The following is a 17,803-nucleotide window of genomic DNA, read 5'->3' as shown; positions in this document are numbered from 1 at the left end:
GCGAGTACAGTCATGAAGAATCTGATGTATTTTCTCGGTTCGCTGCTGACCGCCGTTCTGGTCGCGTTTTTATTGCATAGCTGGCTGGCCGAGCATAACGATCCGGGTTACGTGCTGATCGGCTTTGGGCATTGGTCGTTGGAAACCTCGCTGACCGTGTTTACCGTCGGCCAGGTCTTAGGGTTTTTCGTGTTATACAGCCTGTTCAGGTTGTTGGGCGTGCTCGTTCGGATGCCGGCGCAAATTAGCAAACGTCGGCGGACGATTCGCTTCAATCGCTCGCAAGAGGCGCTGGTCGCCGGTTTGGTCGATGCGGCCGACGGCAATTGGGAAAGCGCCGAAAAAGTCTTGATCAAGCACGCCGCGCACAGCGGCGCGCCGTTGCTGCACTATCTGACCGCGGCGCGAGCCGCCCATTCGCGCGGGGCGATGGACAAACGCGACGAATATCTGAAGAAAGCCGCCGAGCAATCGGCCGACAGCGATTTGATCGTCGGTCTGACCCAGGCGGAACTGCATCTGTCGGAGAAACAATTCGAGCAAGCGCTACAAGCGTTGGGTAAGCTGCATTCGATCAATCCCGGCCACGCCAGGGTACTGAAAATGATGCATCAGGCCTATCAGCATTTGGGCGACTGGGAAGGCTTGAGCAAACTGTTGCCGACCTTGCAGCAGCATAAAATCCTGATGGAAGCCGAAGTCAAATTGCTGGAGACCGAAACCTACAGCCGTTTGTTGAAGCAGGCCGCCGCCAGCAACGACGAACCCGCGATCGCCGCCTGTTGGGCAGCAGTACCCAACCACATCAAAGTCGTGCCGGGCATCGCCAATATTTATTTCGCGGCGATGATCGCCGTCGGCGCCGGCGTTCGCGTCGAGGACGCCATCATGGCGCAACTCGCCAAGCATTGGGATGAAACCTTGCTGGCCTTGTACGCGACGGTAGACACCGGCGACGACGCCAAGCAATTGCAAGGCGTCGAACAGTGGCTGGCGGTCTATCCGAACAGCGCGGTATTGTTCCAGGTGTTGGGCCGATTGGCGCTGAAAGCCGGCCAGATGGAAAAGGCCGAGCAGTATCTATTGAAAAGCCTGCATATCGAGGCCAGCGTGGCCGCTTACCAGTTGCTCGGCGAAGTGTTTTTCGCCAAGGGCGACAAGGATCAGGCTTGCGACTACTTCAAACGCGGTATCGAACTGGCCGCCAACGAAATGATCAGGGGCTTGAACGCCTGACTGCCAATCGGCCTCGGCGTTATCCGCAGTTAATCGTCATACAGGAAATGTCGTCGGCGACATTGCGGTCGCCGATATGCGCGGTCAACGCTTGCGTCAATTCGGCCACCCGGCGCGCCGGCGGCGCGCCGGCGGCAATTTCCAGCAGCCTTTCCCGGCCGAAGGGCTGACCCTCGCCGTTTTCGGCGGCAATCAAACCGTCCGAATACATCAACAATTGGCAGCTTTGCGGCCAATGCCAGACTTCGCAGCGGTCGCTGAACTCCCTGTCGTTGACGGTTCCGGCCGGCGGGTGGCGCGACTCGAAGCGGAACAACGGCTGGCCGTCGCCGTCCAGCGCCAGTAAGTCCGGCAATCCGCCGTTCCACAATTCGATAGAATTTCGCTGGCTGTCGACGATGCCGACCGCGATGGCAACGGTGTGTCCCGGCGGCATTTGCACACCCAGCAAGCGGTTGATTTCCCGAATAATCACGGTAATCGACAAGCCTTTCTTGGTCATCGATTGAAAAGCCTGATGAATGATGACCGTGGGTAGCGCCGCCGCCAAGCCTTCGCCGCAAGCGTCGGCCAGCAGAAAATAGATTTGGCCGCTACTAATGCGCCGCGCCGACAGCAGGTCGCCGCTGAAACGCTGGGCCGGCATCAGCCACACCGCCAAGCTGCGGTCGTTCAAATCGTTTTGGCGGGTCATGCGCTCGATCAAACCCTGCAAAAACTGCTGTTCGGCTTCGTTTTGGTCGCGATAGGCCTGCAGTTGCCGGCTGTCTTCGACGATGCGCTTTTGCATCGCCACCGAGCGTTGCGCCGACAGCAGTTTGGCGCTGAGCACCGCTTGGTTGAAGGGTTTGGGCAAATAGTCGTCGGCGCCGGCCTGCAGGCCATTGACCACGTCGTTGATTTCGGCCAACGCGCTGATCGCGAAGATCGGCACCCAACGGTCGGTCGCCTCGGCGCGGATAGCCCGGATCGCATCCAGGCCGTTCATTCTGGGCATCATGATGTCCATCAATATCAGGTCGGGCGCTTCGCGCCTGAACACCTCAACCGCTTGTTCGCCATCCTCGGCCAACACCACTTGGTGCTGCATCCTGGCCAGCAGTTTTTGCAGCAAGATACGGTTTTCCGGAACGTCGTCGGCGACCAGGATTTTCATCGGCGGTGGGCTTGGCGGTAAAGCGGGAAGTCTAGCCTAAACCAACCAGCGATCCCACATCCCATCGACCTTTTTAATCACATCTTCATCCTGTAGCCGGCCCAGAAAAATTGAACAGCCGCTTAATTTTACTTTGTCGGATTTAAACAACGCCGTCATGCCCGCCGGGATGCGGGCATCCAGTGCCATGGATGGCAAGCTTCGATCCGTCCGTGGGGTCTGGATTTCGGCAATCCCTGCCGAAATGACGAGCACTACCGAGAATCTGACAAGGTAAAATTAAGCGAAAAACTTTGCGACTTTTGAACGTCCGCCCGGACCGCGCCACGGCGCGGAAAACGTCCAAAAAACCGAGAAGAAAACATTCACGGGCCTTCGAAGCCGGCGTGGCGTTCGGGACTTGGCCGGCGATAAAATTCAGGCCCAATGAACTCAGGCATTCGAGGTTGATTAGCATCGGATGGTCGATAGACAAAAGCCGTGAAGCGAGCGGGTGGCCGAGGTATGCGGCAAGTCCGCCAAGTCCGAATCGCTGACGGGCGGTCTGCAAGCCCTACCCGCGAAAATCGGTCAACTGACGTGGGGATGTCTATTCCAATTCAAATCAGCCATTCAAATAATAAAAGTTGTATGGTGGATGACGCTTCGCATATCCACCCTACGGCCCTGGAAAACTCTACCGTGGCACCGACGTTTCGCCGCACCTCGCGGGATTTTCGGTCGTTGGCACATTCCGCCGAGTCGTTGGCGCGGTCGAACGGTTCGACGGTACGTTCCGGCGGGCCGTTGGCGCGGTCGAATGGTTCGATGGTACGTTCCGGCGGGCCGTTGGCGCGGTCGGATGGTTCGAAGGCACATTCCGGCGAGCCGTTGGCGCGGTCGAACGGTTCGAAGGTACGTTCCAATGAGTCGTTGGCGCGGTCGAACGGTTCGACGGTGCGTTCCGGTGAGTCGTTGGCGCGGTTGGATGGTTCTACGGTACGTTCCGGTGAGTCGTTGGCGCGGTCGAATGGTTCGACGGTACGTTCCGGTGAGTCGTTGGCGCGGTCGGATGGTTCGACGGTGCGTTCCGGTGAGTCGTTGGCACGGTCGAATGGTTCGACGCCGCGTTCCGCTGAGCCGCTAGCGCGGATCGCCGGATTGCTGGTGGGGGCCGCCGAGCCGTCGGTATCGACGGTCGAATGTTGCGGCCGGTTTACGATAAGCGACGCGGAGTTTTTTCAAGGCCACAGGCCGTTGTAACCTCAGCTCGCCCTGTTATTCGCCCGGACCGTGCGAACGCCCGTCCGGAATGTCCATTACGGTAAGGGCGTGCCCAGAGCGGAGACTAAGGGCTTGCCCAGAGCGGAGACTAAGGGCTTGTCCAGAGCGGAGACTAAGGGCTTGTCCAGAGCGGAGACTAAGGGCTTGCCCTGAGCGGAGTCGAAGGGCTGTCCTGAGTGGGGGTCTAAGGGCCTGTTCTGCGAGAAGCCGAAGAGCTCGCCCTGAGCGGAGCCGAAGGGGGCCTCACCCGTCACCCGCCGAGCCACCATCCGGCAACTCGCGCAAACCGTCCAGGCTGGCCGGCTCGGCCAGGCCTTGCAGGATGGTGCCGAGGATCAGGCCGTCTTGATAACCCAATGCGTCCAGCAAGGCTTCGGCGTCGCTTTCGCCGGCTTGTAGGCGGCTCAGAGCCTCGGCCAACGCGCTGTAATTTCGTTGTTCTAACCAGGCCAGCACGTCGGCTCGGCTGGCCGCATCGCCGTCGCACCAGGCCAGGATCAAGAACGCGTATTTCTGTAAAAACACCCTATTACCGGGATAGGCCCGATAGGTCTCGCGCGCCTGGCGGCGGTAAACTTGGGCTTGGCGCAGCAGATCTGCCGCATCCCCGATGGCCGCGGCTTGGCGGGCGGCGATATTGGCCAGGAGTTGATAAGTCGTCCAAATTTCCGCCGCGCCGGGTTCCAGGGTTTGTTTCAGCTTTAAGGCTTCATCGGCCAGCACGCGGGCTTCGTCCATACGATTGCTCTGGCTTTGCAACAGACCGGCGAGATTGTTCAAGCTGCGCGCCAAACTCAACTTGTCATTGTCTTGGCGACGCTGGGCTATCGCCTTGCGATACCAAGTTTCCGCCGCCGCCGGCTTGTCTTGACTCTCGTTAACTCTTGCTAACTGATTCCAGGTGCTTGCCGCGCCGCTTTTATTGCCCAAGGCTTCCTCGATTTCGGCCGACTGGCGGTAACAGTCTTCGGCGTCCGGCCATTGTTGGGTCTCCGAATAAACCATGCCCAGTTGATGCCAAGCCACCGCTACACTGGCCGGTTCGTTCAGGCCTTGGAACAATTGCAAGGCATCACGATTGCGTTGCAACGCTTCGTCATGTTGGCCTTCCAGCATTGCTAACTGGCCCAATTGGCCAAGCGTCACGCCTTGGCCGCGCAAATCCTGCAACTCTTCGTCTATCTTCAACCCCGCTAGATAGGCTAGTCGGGCCTCGGCATAGCGGCCCAGATCTCTCAAAGCATCGGCCAGACCAGTCCAGCGCACGCCGGTTTGCCGTTTCACGTTATCGCTAGGCGGCAGTTCGGCCAGCATCGCCAAGGCTTGTTGCTGATAGTCGGCGGCCAAATCCGGCCGGCCGCCGGCGTTAAAACAGCGTCCCAAGCGGCCCAAAGTTTGTGCCCGCCGGACACTGGCGCTGTCGCCCAATCCGGCCAATAGCTGTTCGAACACGGCGATCGCTTCGCCGATTCGGCCAGCGGCCCATAATTGCTTGCCGCGATTACTTTGTGCCAGATACCAGCTATCCGATCCGACCGCGCCGGCCTGCTGTTCGGTCAGCCGCGCCAATTCGGCCTGTTCCCGGCGCAAGCCAAAATAATTCAAAAACCAGTTCACGCTAATGGCAAAGTCTACCGCTTGCGGCTCGCCGGCTTGCAAAGCCCCGCGTAACGCGAACAGCAGATTGGGCAGTTCGCGGCGGGCGATGGCGCGGGCGGCATGCGGGTTGCGGCTGTCTTCGTTGTACAAATCATTCGCCAAACCGTAGTATTGCTGGCGATGGGCGGCGGTCAGCGTATCGCGTTGAGCCTGGTCCAGTTCCTGCCACAGCAACGGCGCCAGAGTCGGGTGAAAGCGTAGAAACGGTGGATTGACCTCGGGCAGGCTTTCGGCGCCGAGCAGCGCGGCGGCTTGCAGTTGTTCCCGTAATGCCGGCCAGTCGGCGGTCGGGATTTCGCTGATCGCTAGCAAGTCGGGTTCCATTGCCCCGCCCTGAAACACGCCCAGCCTAGGCAGCAGCGCGCGGGCGGCGGCATCGAGTTTTTCCAGCGACAATTGCAGCGAGACCACCAGCGCAGCCGGGTGGTCTTGATCCAGGCCGTTGGGGTTGGTTTGATTCAGCAGTTGCTCCAGCCGGTCTCCCAGCTCGGCGATGCGGCGGGTTTTTAATTGCGCGCTCAGCACCCGGATCGACAGCGGGTGAAAATCCACCAGCGCAAACAGTGCCACCAAGGCGTTGCGGGTAGGCGCCGGCTGGCTGGGCGCCGGCGGTAGCCGGTTGAGTTGGGCGTGCCAGGCCAGCGCATCGTCCGGTTCGGCCCGGCTGCCCAGGCCGCCGAGAGCAATGGCGAGATGCTTTAAGCTGCCGTGGCCGGGGTAGCCCGGATGGTTGAAGTCCGGGCGGCGGCTGGTCAGCAGCAGCCGGCTCGCGCCGGCGTCCGACCAGGCCCGCGCGGCGTCCAGCAGCGCTGTTAACGCGTCGGGCTCCAGGCTTTCCAGATTATCCAAAATGATTAAACAGGGCGGCGCGTTGCGCAGAGCCGCTGTGGTGGCGTCGGCATCGCTCAGGCTGTGTTGCAACACTACCGCCAAGGCCGCCACCGCGACGGCGACCGCGTCGCGGCTGGCGGTTTCGGCGTAATTGACGAACACGGCGCGCCGGAACAAGCCGGTGCGCAACAGCCAACGGCCGGCCTCCAAGGCCAGCGCGGTTTTGCCCTGGCCGCCGAAATCGCTAATGCTGATACGGCGGGCCTGGCCGGCGAAGCCGCGTTCGATTTGCCACAGCTCGCGGCGGCGGCCGAAGAAGCCGGCTTCCGGCCGGGCCGGTAAGTCGTTCGGTATTTCCGCCGCCGCCGCCGCCGGCGCGGCGCTTAGCAGTGGGCTGTCGGCGCCGGCGTGGTAGAGGGTGGGAATGAACCAGTCGTGCAATTTAAGCGCGATGGCTTGTCCGCCGAGTTGCAGTTCGTATTTTTCAGGGTGATTGTCCAGATAGCGTCTGGCCTTGTCCAAGGCGGCGCCCAGGCCGCGGCCTTTTGCCAGGTGTTGGTAGAACTCGCCGAATAAGGCCTGGGTGGTCGGCACCAGCACCGAATGGCTCATCGCCAATACCGCCGGGATACCGGCGGCGGTTAGCCGGGCGGCGACGCTGCCCAGCGGTTCGTCACCGTCGCCGTGGGCGGCCGATTGGCAGGCGGACAGGATCACCAGGCCAACTTCTTTTCGGTGCAGGTTTTGCCCCAGTTGCGCCGCCGACAGCAGCGCCGCTTGGCCGTCGTTGTCTTCGAACAGTAAATAGCCGGTGTTGGGCGCGCCGCCGGCTTCGCCTTCTTTGAACGGGCCGTGCCCGCCGCCGGCGGTTTTGGCCTTATTCAGGATGCCACCGCTTTTATCGAACACCCCGTGGCCGTCGAAATGCAGGATGTCGATGGCCGGCCGCCGGTCGTCTTCCAGGCGCTCCAGCAAGGCATCCAATGTGGCCGGACGCAGAAACTCCACGCTAATCCGGCCCGGCGCGTGTTGATCGATGGCATCCAGTACCGCTTCGGCGTCGGCGCGCGGGTCGATGAAGCCGGCGTCTTGCGGCCGGCTGACCACCATCAGCAAATGCAGTTGGTCCTTGGTTTGGATTTTGTGGGGTGGGCGGCCCTTGGCGGCGCCGGCATAGCGGCGGCGGATGCTGAGGGCTTCGTGGTACAGAAAGGTGCCGTCCGGCGCGCTGGGGTCGTGCAGCAGTTCCCACGGCAGGCCGAGGATTGCCGGGTGGTCGGCGCCGACGGTCAGCAACCGTGCGGCGCCGCGCGCATCCTGAAATTCGTTGAACAGGCGTTGGGCTTCGCGCTGGCCGAATACCGCGTCGAACAAGGCCTTGCCCAGCAGCGGCAAGCGGTTCTTGATGCGTAGCGCTTCCCGGTCGTCCGGATCGCCGAGGGCATGGGCGGCGTAGACTTCCACGTACCAGCGCAAGTCGTCGCGGTCCTTGGCCGTGATCGGGTTGCTAAACGGCAGGGCCTCGGTTTCGTTGTCGCCCAGGCGCACGATGACTTGGTCGGGCTTGGGGAAACGCAGGTTTAGTTCCAAACTCATCGCGGCGTCCTGGGCGGTTGGGTTAAGTTAAATGTGGCGGTTGGGTGGTATCCGTCGGTCATTGGCGTCGAGCGGGTTGCCGGGCTAGCCGCGAATGGATTGTGGGCTCGTCGCGAGTGGGTTGCAGGGCTCATCACGAATGGATTGCCGAGCTCGCCGCGAGCGGGTTGTTGCCGCCGGACGCCGGAAGCGGATTGACAAGTTTCCCGGGTGCGGCGGGGCAGACGCGCTGCAAGCGCTTCGTTGTGCCGGCCGCGAACAGCGCGCTGAACCATCAAACGGCCTTCAATAACCGTTCGGCCCGAGCCCGTCGAAGGGCGCGCCGCCTCGAACCGCGATCTAATCGCCGCCAACCGCTGCATGCCAGTGGAGCGAATCAATCCGCGTTGCCGCAATCGTCGCAAATGGCTTTGATGCCGATGCTGGTCAGGGTGTTGAGCACGATCACCGAAATCGCCACCGCCGCCGGATTCAATGCCGAGCCGGCAATGCCCAGCGCGGCCAGCCAGAAGTAACTGCGTTCCACGGTGTCCTTGGCGCTGAGGTCTTGCCATTTTTGCCATTGGCCGTGCAGATAGCCGCCTTCCAGGCACAGATCGTCGCGCAGCTTGCCGCGAAACTTTTCCCAGAATACGCCAAAGCTTTCGCCGGCGGCGTGTTCGACTACGGCGCGTTGTTCGGCGTCGTCGGGACGGCCGGACGGTTCGGCTTCTTTGGTTCGGGCCAATCCGGCTGCGCTGCCGGCAAGGCGCAAGGCGGCGAGCTGGGTTTCCACTTGCTCGGCCAGTTCGGTGAGGGTGTCGGGGTTTAACGCTGTCATGCGAGATCCTTGAGCGTGGCGAACAAAAATCGCGCCCGGACGGCGGCGCGGCTAACGGCCGCAGTGTAAACCGCCGAGCCGGCGGGCCGCAACTTGCCGGTTGTCGCCGGGACGATACCGTAAAGTTAAGGGGCGGATTAACCGTTCGTCCTGAGCATGGTCGAAGGGTGGAGGGTTAAACCGTCCATGGTTCGACAAGCTCACCACGAACGGTTTAACTTAACGGCATGGGTTGCCGGGGGAGGGCCTACCGTTTTGAGACTCAGGTTTCGGCTTCGATTTCGTAGCCGGCGTATTTGCGGATGTTGATGACGCCGTTGTCGAAAATCAGGTATTGGCCTTTGATGCCGAGCAAGGTGCCGGCCACGCTCGGATCTTTGTCCATATTGAAGGATTTGACCTTGGTCGGGTATTCCAGCACCGGGTATTCCAACTGCACCGCTTCGGCGTCGGACAGCAGCGTCGGCGGCTGCTCGGCGAAACGTTCGTTAATGGCGGCCAGTTCGGTTTGGCATTTATCCAGCAGTTGGTCGCGCAAGGCCGGCAGGTCCAGTTCGACGGTGTTGTTTTTCAGCATTTGCTGCCAACTGGTTTTGTCGCTGACGTGTTCGGCCAGCGCGACTTCGATCAGGCCGGACAAGTGGCGGGAGGCGACTTCGAATACCGGAATGGCTTGTACGGCGCCCTGGTCTATCCAGCGAGTCGGAATTTGCGATCGGCGGGTGATGCCGACCTTGATGCCGGAGGAATTGGCCAGGTAGACGATGTGCGGTTGAAAACAGAATTCCTCGCCCCAGCTCGGTTCGCGGCAGGTGCCGGCGGCGTAGTGGCAGGTTTCCGGTTTGACGATGCACATATCGCATTGTGCTAGCTTTATGAAACAAGGGTAGCAATAGCCTTGGTTAAAACTTTTCTTGGTCTTATTGCCGCAATGCACGCAAAAGATTTTTCCGGTATGACGTAGCGTCAAAGTTTTGCCGATCAGCGGGTTTAACGGGAGTTGTTGCTCGCCGACCGGCAAGCTGTATTGCACCGGATTGGCCAGCGCGCCGCGCATTTTTTCCAGACTGCCTATCACCTGTTTATCCTGAAGACTGGGGAACAGCGACTATAATGACAGCCTTTCCCACGTGCTCAAAGAGGATTTGATGTCGTTTATGCAAGTCGCCGCCGGCGGCAACGTACCGTTCGAAATGAATGTAGTGGTCGAAATTCCGGCTTTCAGCGATCCGGTTAAATACGAAGTGGATAAACACACCGGTGCGTTGACGGTGGACCGCTTCATGGGTACCGCGATGCAATATCCCTGCAATTACGGCTACATTCCGCAAACCTTGTCCGAGGACGGCGATCCGGTCGATGTGATGATTATCACCCCCGCGCCGCTGCTGAGCGGCTGCGTGATCCACTGCCGGCCGGTCGGGATATTGAAGATGGTGGACGAGGCCGGACCCGATCCGAAGCTGTTGGCGGTGCCGATGCCGCAGCTAACGCCGTTTTACAATCACGTGACCGACTACCGGGACTTGCAGCCGGACAAGCTGGCGAAAATCACCCATTTTTTTCAGCATTACAAGGACCTGGAAGACGGCAAATGGGTCAGGGTGGAAGGTTGGGGCGGCGTCGAGGACGCCAGAAATGAAATCCTGGAAGGTATCGAACGTTACAAAAACTCGCATAGCAGCCGACGCTGAGCGCCGGCGATTGGCGGATTAACCGAACAGGTTTTTCGAGTTTTTACTGTTGCGGAACACCAGCGGTTTTTCGTCGCCGGATAAGGTCAGTTCTCGTGCCGAGGCGATCGCCGCATCAATGCGGTGCCGCTCCGGTGATTTGCCGCAGACCGGGTCGGTGCTGTACATGTCGCCGTTGAACTGGAAAGCCTGACAGCGGCAACCGCCGAAGTCCTTGCCTTTTTCGTCGCAACTGCGGCAAGGCTCTTGCATCCATTCGGTGCCGCGGAAGAAATTGAAGGTTTTCGACTCGTTCCAGATCTGCTCGATGCTGTAATCCTTGACATTGGGGCAATCCAGGTCCGGCAATTCGCGGGCGGAATGGCAAGGCAGCGCGGTGCCGTCCGGGGCGATGGTCAAAAACGTGGTGCCCCAGCCGTTCATGCAGGCTTTGGGGCGGTCTTCGTAAAAGTCCGGCACGACGTAGTAAATCTTCATCTTGCCGGCGACTTTTTCCTTGTAGGCCTGGGCGATCTTTTCGGCTTCCTCGAACTGTTCCTTGGTCGGCAACAGCGCATCGCGGTTGATATGGGCCCAGCCGTAGTATTGGGTGTTGGCCAGTTCCAGATAATCGGCGCCAAGATTTTCGGCCATTTCCAGAATCTGTGGCATCTGATGAATGTTTTCGCGGTGGATGACCACGCAGAGCACCATCGGGTAGCCGTGTTTCTTGATCAGGCGAGCGACTTCCTGTTTATGTTCGTAGGTCGCGGTACCGGCGATGTGGTCGTTGAGCTCTTGAGTGCTGGCCTGTATGCTGATTTGGATATGGTCTAGGCCGGCCTGCTTCAAGTCGACGATTTTCTGTTCGGTCAGGCCGTAGCCGGAGGTGATCAGATTGGAGTAATAACCCAGCTCGCGGGCGTGGCCTACCAGTTCCACCAAGTCTTGGCGGGTGAGCGGCTCGCCGCCGGAAAAACCCAGTTGCACCGCGCCCATTTTACGGGCTTGGCTGAGCACCCGCTTCCAGTCGTCGGTGCTAAGTTCGTCCGGATATTTGGCGTAATCCAGCGGATTCGAGCAATACGGACATTGCAGCGGACACTTGTAGCTCAGTTCCGCCAGCAGCCAGCGCGGCGGGGTGATGTTAGCCTTGTTTGATCCAGCCATTTTGCAGCGCGATATTCAGGAAATTGTGGATGTCGTTGGCAAGGCCCGAGGCTTGGAATTTGGCTTCCAGCTCTGCGACGATTTGCGCCGGATTATGCGCGCCGTCGCACAGCTTGAGGATTTCCGCCGAGCTTTGGTTGAGTTCGACCATGCCCTCGGGATAAAGAATCACGTATTTTTGTTGGGCTTCTTCCCATTGCAGGCGGTGCAGCGGCGAGAATTGTAGGATTTGGTCGGGGTTAAGGCTCATGGGTTAATGTCAATGGCTGGCAAAGCAATGATGTAAATTGGCCGCGAATCGGGATGTCGTGATCTGGCCGGTGCTGTCGTACTGGCTGACGGTGCCGTTTTCTTCGACCAACCAGACTTCGATGGCACCCGCTTGCAGGAATAGCTCGACCCGTTCCAGCATGTCTTTGGCGGTGTTTGAGGGCGACAGGATTTCGACACACAGTTCGGGGGCGGAAGACGCCCACAATTCGGCTTGATGCATCAGGGTATAGCTTTCCGATCCCCAGGCGACATCGGGAACCCGGACGCCTTGGCTGGTTTGGATCGCCAATTCGGTAAATACTTCGCCGCCCAATTGTAGCGATAATTGCACGGCGATTTTGGCTTGCAACCGGCTATGACTGAATGATGCGGGTGACATTTCGATGACCCCCTTTTCGTTCAATTCGATTTTATAAGGCAGATTTTGTAGCGATGGATCTGCGAGTACATCTTGCCAGCGCATGATTGCCTCCTAAGCAATATCTTCAAAAATTTCGCTCATCGGTATGCGAATGCCGAGGCTGCTTAGTAGGCAATCGACGTCACCGACGTAATCATGCAGCAACCAATCGTTGTCGGCGGTGCGGCGGAAGCACTCGACCCGGCGGGCTTCGATGTCGACAATCAAATATTCCTTCAGCGAATCGAGCTTACGGTAGGCGGCGAATTTGCCGCCGCGGTCGTAAGCGGCGGTCGATTCGGACAAGACTTCGACGACCAGTAATGGGTTGGAAATATATTGCTGGTTGCTCAAGTCTCCGGGATGGCAGGACACCATCACGTCGGGGTAAAAAAAGGCGTCGGCGGCTTCGACCTTTAATTTCAGATCCGCAACATAAGGCCGGCAAGGTGTGCCGCGCAAGCGTTGCTTCAAGCCTGCAAAGATATTGCCGCAGACGACCACATGGTCCTGCCGCGCTCCAACCATCGCAAACACTTCTCCCGCCACGAATTCATGCTTCTCGACTTGGGTTTCCTCCCAGGCTAGGTAGTCTTCGGCGGTGAGGTGCTGCTGCAATGCTGTTTGCATTATTGCTCGATATTGAAATACGGCGGCATGTCGGCGACATAAGCCAGATACATCGCATCGGCCATGCTCCACAATACATCCAGTTTAAATTTCAGAATTTGCACCATGCGTTCTTGCTGTTCGCGGGTTTTGTACCAGTCCAGCGTCAATTCCAGTCCATGCTCGACATCGCGGCGGGCTTCGGTCAGGCGCTTGCGGAAGTAAGTGTAACCCTCTTGTTCGACCCAAGGATACACGTCCGGCCAATTGTCCAGGCGTTGTTGATGAATTTTCGGGGCGAATAGTTCCGTCAGCGACGAACTGGCGGCTTCGTGCCATTCGGCGCGGCGGGCGAAATTGACGTAGGCGTCCACGGCAAAGCGCACGCCGGGTAGCACGTGTTCCAGCGAAGTAATCTCTTCCCGAGTCAAGCCGACTGCGATGCCTAAACGTATCCAGGCCTCGATGCCGCCTGGGTCGCCGGGATGGCCGTCGTGGTCCAGAATGCGCTGTACCCATTTGGCGCGGGTTTCGCGGTCCGGGCAATTGGCCATGATATTGGCGTCCTTGATCGGAATCATCACCTGGTAATAAAAGCGGTTGGCGACCCAGCCTTGCAATTGTTGCTTGGTCAGCTTGCCTTCATTCATCAGCGTGTGCATCGGATGATGAATGTGGTAGAACTTTTCCATGCCGCGCAGTTTCGCTTCGAATTCTTCGCGGCTCCAGGGTTGATTATCTGCAGTCATGTAACACCTTGGTTATAAGTCAATTTCCAGTCCGTCGTAAGCCACTTCGATGCCGTTGGCATCCAGGGTTTTACGCTCCGGCGAATCTTCGTCGAGAATCGGGTTGGTGTTATTGATATGTATCAAAATCTTGCGGGCGTTCGGTACGCCGTTCAATACATCGATCATCCCGCCGGCGCCGGATTGCGGCAAGTGGCCGATTTCGCGGGCGTGTTTGTGGCTGATGTTGCGCACCACCATTTCATCGTCGGTCCAGAAAGTGCCGTCTACCATCAGGCAATCGACGCTTTGCATCGCCGCCATGACCTGCGGTTCTATTTCGCCGAGGCCCGGTGCGTAATACAGCTTCTTGCCGGTGGAAATTTGTTCGACGACGACGCCGATGTTGTCGCCGTCATGCGGATCGTGGCGGTGCGGCGAATACGGCGGCGCTTTGCTCTTCAGGGCATGGGCGTAAATGCGAATGTCGTCTATGCCGGGAATCTCGAACGGCGTTTCGTCGCAGGCAATCGGATGATGGTTGACGGTGCAATAGTCTTTCAGCATCGTGAACAGCGGGAAACCGCTGGTCAGATCTTGCTTGACCATCTCGGTGCAATACACTTCCAAAGGCTTGCCTTCGCGCAGCATCAGCATGCCGGTGGTGTGGTCGATTTGACTGTCGATCAACAAAACGGCCTTGATGCCGGTGTCGCGGATGCCGGTTTTGGGCTGGATGGCCGGAAAGGCTTCCAGTTGGGCCCGAATATCGGGCGAGGTGTTGAACAGCAACCAGTTGCGTCCGTCGCTGCTGACGGCAATCGACGATTGGGTGCGGGCCTTGCCGTTGAATTCGCCTCTGCGGTAACGGCCGCAATTGTCGCAATTGCAATTCCATTGCGGGAAACCGCCGCCGGCGCCGGCGCCGAGAACTCTGATTTTCATGAGTGATTCGCGTGAATGAAAGAGCGCCGCATGATACGGGATTCAAAAACGCCAGGCAAAAAAAAGGGGCAGGAAAATTGCCCCTTTTTAGGAACAACCGTTGCGATTAACGGTTGTAGATGTACATGGTGACTTCGAAGCCGAAACGCATGTCATTGTAAGCAGGTGTTTCCCATTTCATTTGTATACCCTCCAGAGGCTTTGTTGTAGTGTGCTAGCTTGATCAAGAAAGCTACCCGAAGTATACGATGAAGCGTTTTATTCCGCAACTGACGCAAATCGTCCTCGGGTAGCGGGCTTTTCGAGCGCGCTACCCGGCGTAAGTTCCCGGCGCTGGGGTGTTTGCGGTGGAATAAGCCAGACGCTCTCGGCGGGAGTCCTTTATACTGTTGCACTGGTCATTAAGCGGTGAGTTTCAAGTGCATGAAAACCTATCTGGTCGGCGGCGCGGTGCGTGATCGTTTGCTGGATCTTCCGGTGACGGAGCGCGATTGGCTGGTGGTTGGCGAAACCGCCGAGGCCATGTTGTCGCGAGGGTTTCGACCGGTCGGTAAGGATTTTCCGGTGTTTTTGCATCCCCAGACTCACGAGGAATACGCCCTGGCTCGCACCGAGCGCAAAACCGCTCCGGGTTACAAAGGATTTGCCATCGACGCTTCGCCCGAAGTGACGCTGGACGAAGATTTATTACGCCGCGATTTGACGGTCAATGCGATGGCGCTCGACGCCGACGGACGGTTGATCGATCCCTACAACGGCCAACGCGACTTGCAAAATCGTTTGTTGCGGCACGTTTCGCCGGCGTTTTGCGAAGATCCGGTGAGGATTCTGCGGGTGGCGCGGTTCTCGGCACGTTACGCTCACTTGGGCTTTGTCGTGGCCGACGAGACGATGGCCTTGATGGCGGACATGGTCGCGGCCGGCGAGGCCGATTATTTGGTAGCCGAGCGGGTTTGGGCGGAATTGTCCAAGGCTTTAGTGGAACCGCGTCCGGCGGCGTTTTTTCAAGTGTTGCGCGATTGCGGCGCATTGAAGGCGATCTTCCCGGAAATCGACGCCTTGTTTGGCGTGCCCCAGCCGGAAAAACACCATCCGGAAATCGATACCGGCATTCATGCTCTGATGGTGTTGGAACAAGCGGCTAAATTGTCCACCAGCGCCGAGGTTCGTTTGGCGGCCTTGCTGCACGATTTGGGTAAGGCGCTGACGCCCAGCCATTTCTGGCCTAGCCATCACGGCCACGAACAAAAAGGTTTGCCGGTGCTGGAGCGTTTTTGCGAACGTTTGCGGGTGCCTAAGGTCCACAAAACGCTGGCGGCCCACGTCATGGCCTACCATACCCACTGCCACCGGGTTTTGGAGTTGCGGCCCGACACGCTGGTCGACATGTTGCAGGCGATCGGCGCGTTCAAGCCGGACAGCTGCCTGGAGGATTTTATTCTGGCTTGCGAAGCCGACGCGCGCGGCCGAACCGGTTTCGAACAGCGCGACTATCCCCAAGCCGCCTATCTGCGCGAGGCCGCCGCCGCCGCGATGGCGGTCGATACGACGTCGGCTACTCAAAACGGCGCATCCGGCCCGCAAATCGGCGCGGCGATCCGGCAGCTGCGCATTGCCGGAATCCAGCAATTCAAACAGCGGCGCTTGGCCGCGGAGCAGCCGCTAAGCGCATGAACGCGATTTTAACGTCCGCCGGGTTGCTGGTTTGCAGCAATGTATTCATGACTTTCGCCTGGTACGCCCATTTGAAGGAATTGAACGGTCGGCATTGGTTGCTGGCGGCCCTGGTCAGTTGGGGCGTCGCGCTGTTCGAGTATTTGTTTCAAGTGCCGGCCAATCGCATCGGCTACACCGCCTTGAGCGTCGGCCAGTTGAAAATCGTTCAGGAAGTGATCGCGTTGAGCGTGTTCGTGCCGTTCTCCGTTTATTACCTGAAAGAACCGCTGAAACTCGATTACCTCTGGGCCGGTCTGTGTCTGCTGGGCGCGGTGTATTTCATGTTTCGTTCCAAATTGGGATAGGCGATGGTTGCGGTTTGCCGGAGTCCCTTTCTGTTCTCTTTTTAGGTTAGCGCATGCTCAGCTATCGCCACGGGTTTCACGCCGGCAATTTCGCGGATGTTTTAAAGCACAGTTTGCTTAGTCTGGCGATCGCCGCGCTCAAGCAAAAGGTCAAGCCCTTCGTGTACATCGACACGCACGCCGGGGCCGGCAAATATGCGCTTAAATCGGAGTTTGCCCAGAAAACCGGTGAATACCGCGAGGGCATCGCCCGACTTTGGGACGAAAAACAACCGTTACCCTTGCTGCGCGATTATTTGGCGGCGGTCAGGGCCGAAAATACCGGAAACCGTCTGGCGCGCTATCCCGGCTCGCCGCAGCTGGTAAGACGCTTGGTCAGGTCGCAAGATCGGTTATCATTGTCGGAATTGCATACCAGCGACTTTCAGGTCTTACAACAACTATATGCCGGAGACAATCAGGTGACGGTGGCAAAAGAAGACGGTTTGCGAATGTTGGGCAAAAAATTGCCGCCGATTCAGAAGCGCGCCCTGATTCTGATCGATCCGAGTTACGAACTGAAGAGCGAATATCAAGCCGTGGTTCAAGCGCTGGCGGCCGCTTACCACCGGTTTGCCGGCGGCGTTTACGCGCTTTGGTATCCGGTGATCGATAGAGACGCAACCGAGCGCTTTATGCGGCTTTTGGTCGCGACCGGCATTCCAAAGCAATTGCGCATCGAGCATTGTGTCGCAGCCGATACGGCGGGCAGAGGGATGACCGGAGCCGGAATGGTCTTCTTTAATCCGCCCTGGCAACTCGATCGGCAGGCCGAGGAATTGTTGCCTTGGCTGGATGGCGTGCTGGCGGCCGGGCGAGGCCAGTGGCGGGTGGATTGGCAGGTGCCGGAAACGGTCGCATCGGCGGCGGACAGGAACTGAATCAATGCTTAGAAGACATCTCGACTTAATTATCGTCGGTTTCATCGTGCTGGCGATCGTCATGTACGACATCACGCTGGAGTTGTTGGGCGAGTTGTTTCATTTGTTGTTCGAATTACTGCACGGCGCGTTCGAATGGATAGAACTGGGTATCGAAGAAGCGGTCGAGGTGGCGTTTCACATCCTGAATATCGGCGAGGTGGTCGAGTTTCTGTTCGATACCGGTCGTCACGGCAGTCAAGTCGTGACTTTTTACATTTTGATGTCCATGATCGGTTACGCCTTGTACCGTTTGTGGAAAATCATGCCGAGGATTTGGCTGACGTTCAAACTGTGGCTGAGCGAATGCTGGGTTCGCCGGAAAACCGAATACGAGTTGTATTGGCAATCGTTGACGCTGACTCATAAAGCCGCGTTGCTGGTGGTCGTGGTCGCGGTCGGTTATATTGCTTCTTTTTTCGTCATCTGAGCAGCCTGGCCGCCGGAACCTATAAACTTTAACT

19 protein-coding genes are annotated in these 17,803 nt (G+C 58.6%); 6 read left to right on the top strand and 13 right to left on the bottom strand.

Going from position 1 to position 17,803, the window contains the following annotated elements; translation table 11 throughout:
- The first annotated feature begins 12 nt into the window (after positions 1 to 12).
- Entirely contained in the window at positions 13 to 1,236 is a 1,224-nt protein-coding gene (locus BJL95_RS14005) for a heme biosynthesis HemY N-terminal domain-containing protein (protein ID WP_071158780.1), read from the top strand.
- 19 nt (positions 1,237 to 1,255) lie between these two features.
- Here the strand turns inward: BJL95_RS14005 and BJL95_RS14000 are convergent, their stop codons facing one another.
- From BJL95_RS14000 to BJL95_RS13970, 6 genes are all read right to left on the bottom strand, one after another.
- On the bottom strand, positions 1,256 to 2,392 hold the full coding sequence (locus tag BJL95_RS14000) for a SpoIIE family protein phosphatase (RefSeq protein WP_071158779.1): 1,137 nt from the start codon (positions 2,390 to 2,392) through the stop codon (positions 1,256 to 1,258).
- Between the two features lie 36 nt (positions 2,393 to 2,428).
- Positions 2,429 to 2,581 carry a hypothetical protein gene (locus BJL95_RS25190; RefSeq protein WP_175463718.1) on the bottom strand — a complete coding sequence of 51 codons (153 nt, stop codon included), beginning with the start codon at positions 2,579 to 2,581 and terminating at the stop codon, positions 2,429 to 2,431.
- Positions 2,582 to 2,991: 410 nt separating this feature from the next.
- Entirely contained in the window at positions 2,992 to 3,297 is a 306-nt protein-coding gene (locus BJL95_RS25185) for a hypothetical protein (RefSeq protein WP_071158778.1), read from the bottom strand.
- Between the two features lie 601 nt (positions 3,298 to 3,898).
- Positions 3,899 to 7,741: a CHAT domain-containing protein gene (locus BJL95_RS13980; protein ID WP_071158774.1), complete on the bottom strand. Its 3,843-nt coding sequence runs from the start codon at positions 7,739 to 7,741 to the stop codon at positions 3,899 to 3,901.
- Between the two features lie 376 nt (positions 7,742 to 8,117).
- Positions 8,118 to 8,561: a hypothetical protein gene (locus BJL95_RS13975; RefSeq protein ID WP_071158772.1), complete on the bottom strand. Its 444-nt coding sequence runs from the start codon at positions 8,559 to 8,561 to the stop codon at positions 8,118 to 8,120.
- A 262-nt stretch (positions 8,562 to 8,823) separates the two neighbouring features.
- Entirely contained in the window at positions 8,824 to 9,639 is an 816-nt protein-coding gene (locus BJL95_RS13970; RefSeq protein WP_083386040.1) for a DUF2797 domain-containing protein, read from the bottom strand.
- Between the two features lie 70 nt (positions 9,640 to 9,709).
- Between BJL95_RS13970 and ppa the strand changes: the two genes are divergently transcribed.
- Positions 9,710 to 10,255, top strand: coding sequence for an inorganic diphosphatase (gene ppa / locus BJL95_RS13965; protein WP_064031479.1), 546 nt, complete (start codon positions 9,710 to 9,712; stop codon positions 10,253 to 10,255).
- Between the two features lie 18 nt (positions 10,256 to 10,273).
- On the opposite strand, the gene pqqE is transcribed toward ppa, so the two are convergent.
- The 7 genes from pqqE to pqqA form a co-directional block, all read right to left on the bottom strand.
- Positions 10,274 to 11,404, bottom strand: coding sequence for a pyrroloquinoline quinone biosynthesis protein PqqE (gene pqqE / locus BJL95_RS13960; RefSeq protein WP_071158770.1), 1,131 nt, complete (start codon positions 11,402 to 11,404; stop codon positions 10,274 to 10,276).
- Positions 11,382 to 11,654: a pyrroloquinoline quinone biosynthesis peptide chaperone PqqD gene (pqqD, locus tag BJL95_RS13955; protein WP_071158767.1), complete on the bottom strand. Its 273-nt coding sequence runs from the start codon at positions 11,652 to 11,654 to the stop codon at positions 11,382 to 11,384. Before pqqD ends, pqqE begins: the two co-directional genes overlap by 23 nt.
- A 9-nt stretch (positions 11,655 to 11,663) precedes the next feature.
- Positions 11,664 to 12,140, bottom strand: coding sequence for a Uma2 family endonuclease (locus tag BJL95_RS13950; RefSeq protein WP_071158765.1), 477 nt, complete (start codon positions 12,138 to 12,140; stop codon positions 11,664 to 11,666).
- 9 nt (positions 12,141 to 12,149) lie between these two features.
- The gene (locus BJL95_RS13945; protein WP_071158763.1) at positions 12,150 to 12,707 is read right to left on the bottom strand and encodes a Uma2 family endonuclease; all 558 of its coding nucleotides are present in this window, start codon (positions 12,705 to 12,707) and stop codon (positions 12,150 to 12,152) included.
- Positions 12,707 to 13,435, bottom strand: coding sequence for a pyrroloquinoline-quinone synthase PqqC (pqqC, locus tag BJL95_RS13940; RefSeq protein WP_071158761.1), 729 nt, complete (start codon positions 13,433 to 13,435; stop codon positions 12,707 to 12,709). The genes BJL95_RS13945 and pqqC overlap by 1 nt, the downstream gene beginning before the upstream one ends.
- Positions 13,436 to 13,447: 12 nt before the next feature.
- Positions 13,448 to 14,359, bottom strand: a complete 912-nt coding sequence (pqqB, locus tag BJL95_RS13935; protein ID WP_071158759.1) for a pyrroloquinoline quinone biosynthesis protein PqqB — start codon at positions 14,357 to 14,359, stop codon at positions 13,448 to 13,450.
- A gap of 106 nt (positions 14,360 to 14,465) precedes the next feature.
- Positions 14,466 to 14,540 (bottom strand): pyrroloquinoline quinone precursor peptide PqqA, encoded by a 75-nt coding sequence (gene pqqA / locus BJL95_RS24055; RefSeq protein WP_054760176.1) that lies wholly within the window; start codon positions 14,538 to 14,540, stop codon positions 14,466 to 14,468.
- Between the two features lie 242 nt (positions 14,541 to 14,782).
- On the opposite strand from pqqA, the gene BJL95_RS13930 reads away from it, so the two are divergent.
- The 4 genes from BJL95_RS13930 to BJL95_RS13915 are packed head-to-tail and all read left to right on the top strand — an operon-like array spanning position 14,783 to position 17,769.
- Positions 14,783 to 16,033: a multifunctional CCA addition/repair protein gene (locus tag BJL95_RS13930; protein WP_071158757.1), complete on the top strand. Its 1,251-nt coding sequence runs from the start codon at positions 14,783 to 14,785 to the stop codon at positions 16,031 to 16,033.
- Entirely contained in the window at positions 16,030 to 16,380 is a 351-nt protein-coding gene (locus BJL95_RS13925) for a DMT family protein (RefSeq protein ID WP_071158755.1), read from the top strand. Before BJL95_RS13930 ends, BJL95_RS13925 begins: the two co-directional genes overlap by 4 nt.
- 53 nt (positions 16,381 to 16,433) lie before the next feature.
- Complete coding sequence (locus tag BJL95_RS13920; protein WP_064031488.1) at positions 16,434 to 17,300, top strand: 23S rRNA (adenine(2030)-N(6))-methyltransferase RlmJ; 867 nt, start codon at positions 16,434 to 16,436, stop codon at positions 17,298 to 17,300.
- A gap of 4 nt (positions 17,301 to 17,304) precedes the next feature.
- Positions 17,305 to 17,769, top strand: a complete 465-nt coding sequence (locus tag BJL95_RS13915) for a hypothetical protein (protein ID WP_064031489.1) — start codon at positions 17,305 to 17,307, stop codon at positions 17,767 to 17,769.
- Positions 17,770 to 17,803: the final 34 nt, after the last annotated feature.

Origin of the sequence: Methylomonas sp. LWB, assembly GCF_001856095.1 — a bacterium.
In the GTDB taxonomy this organism is placed as follows: domain Bacteria; phylum Pseudomonadota; class Gammaproteobacteria; order Methylococcales; family Methylomonadaceae; genus Methylomonas; species Methylomonas koyamae_A.
Note: the sequence above shows the minus strand (reverse complement) of the source record. Positions and strands in the feature narration are given on the sequence as shown.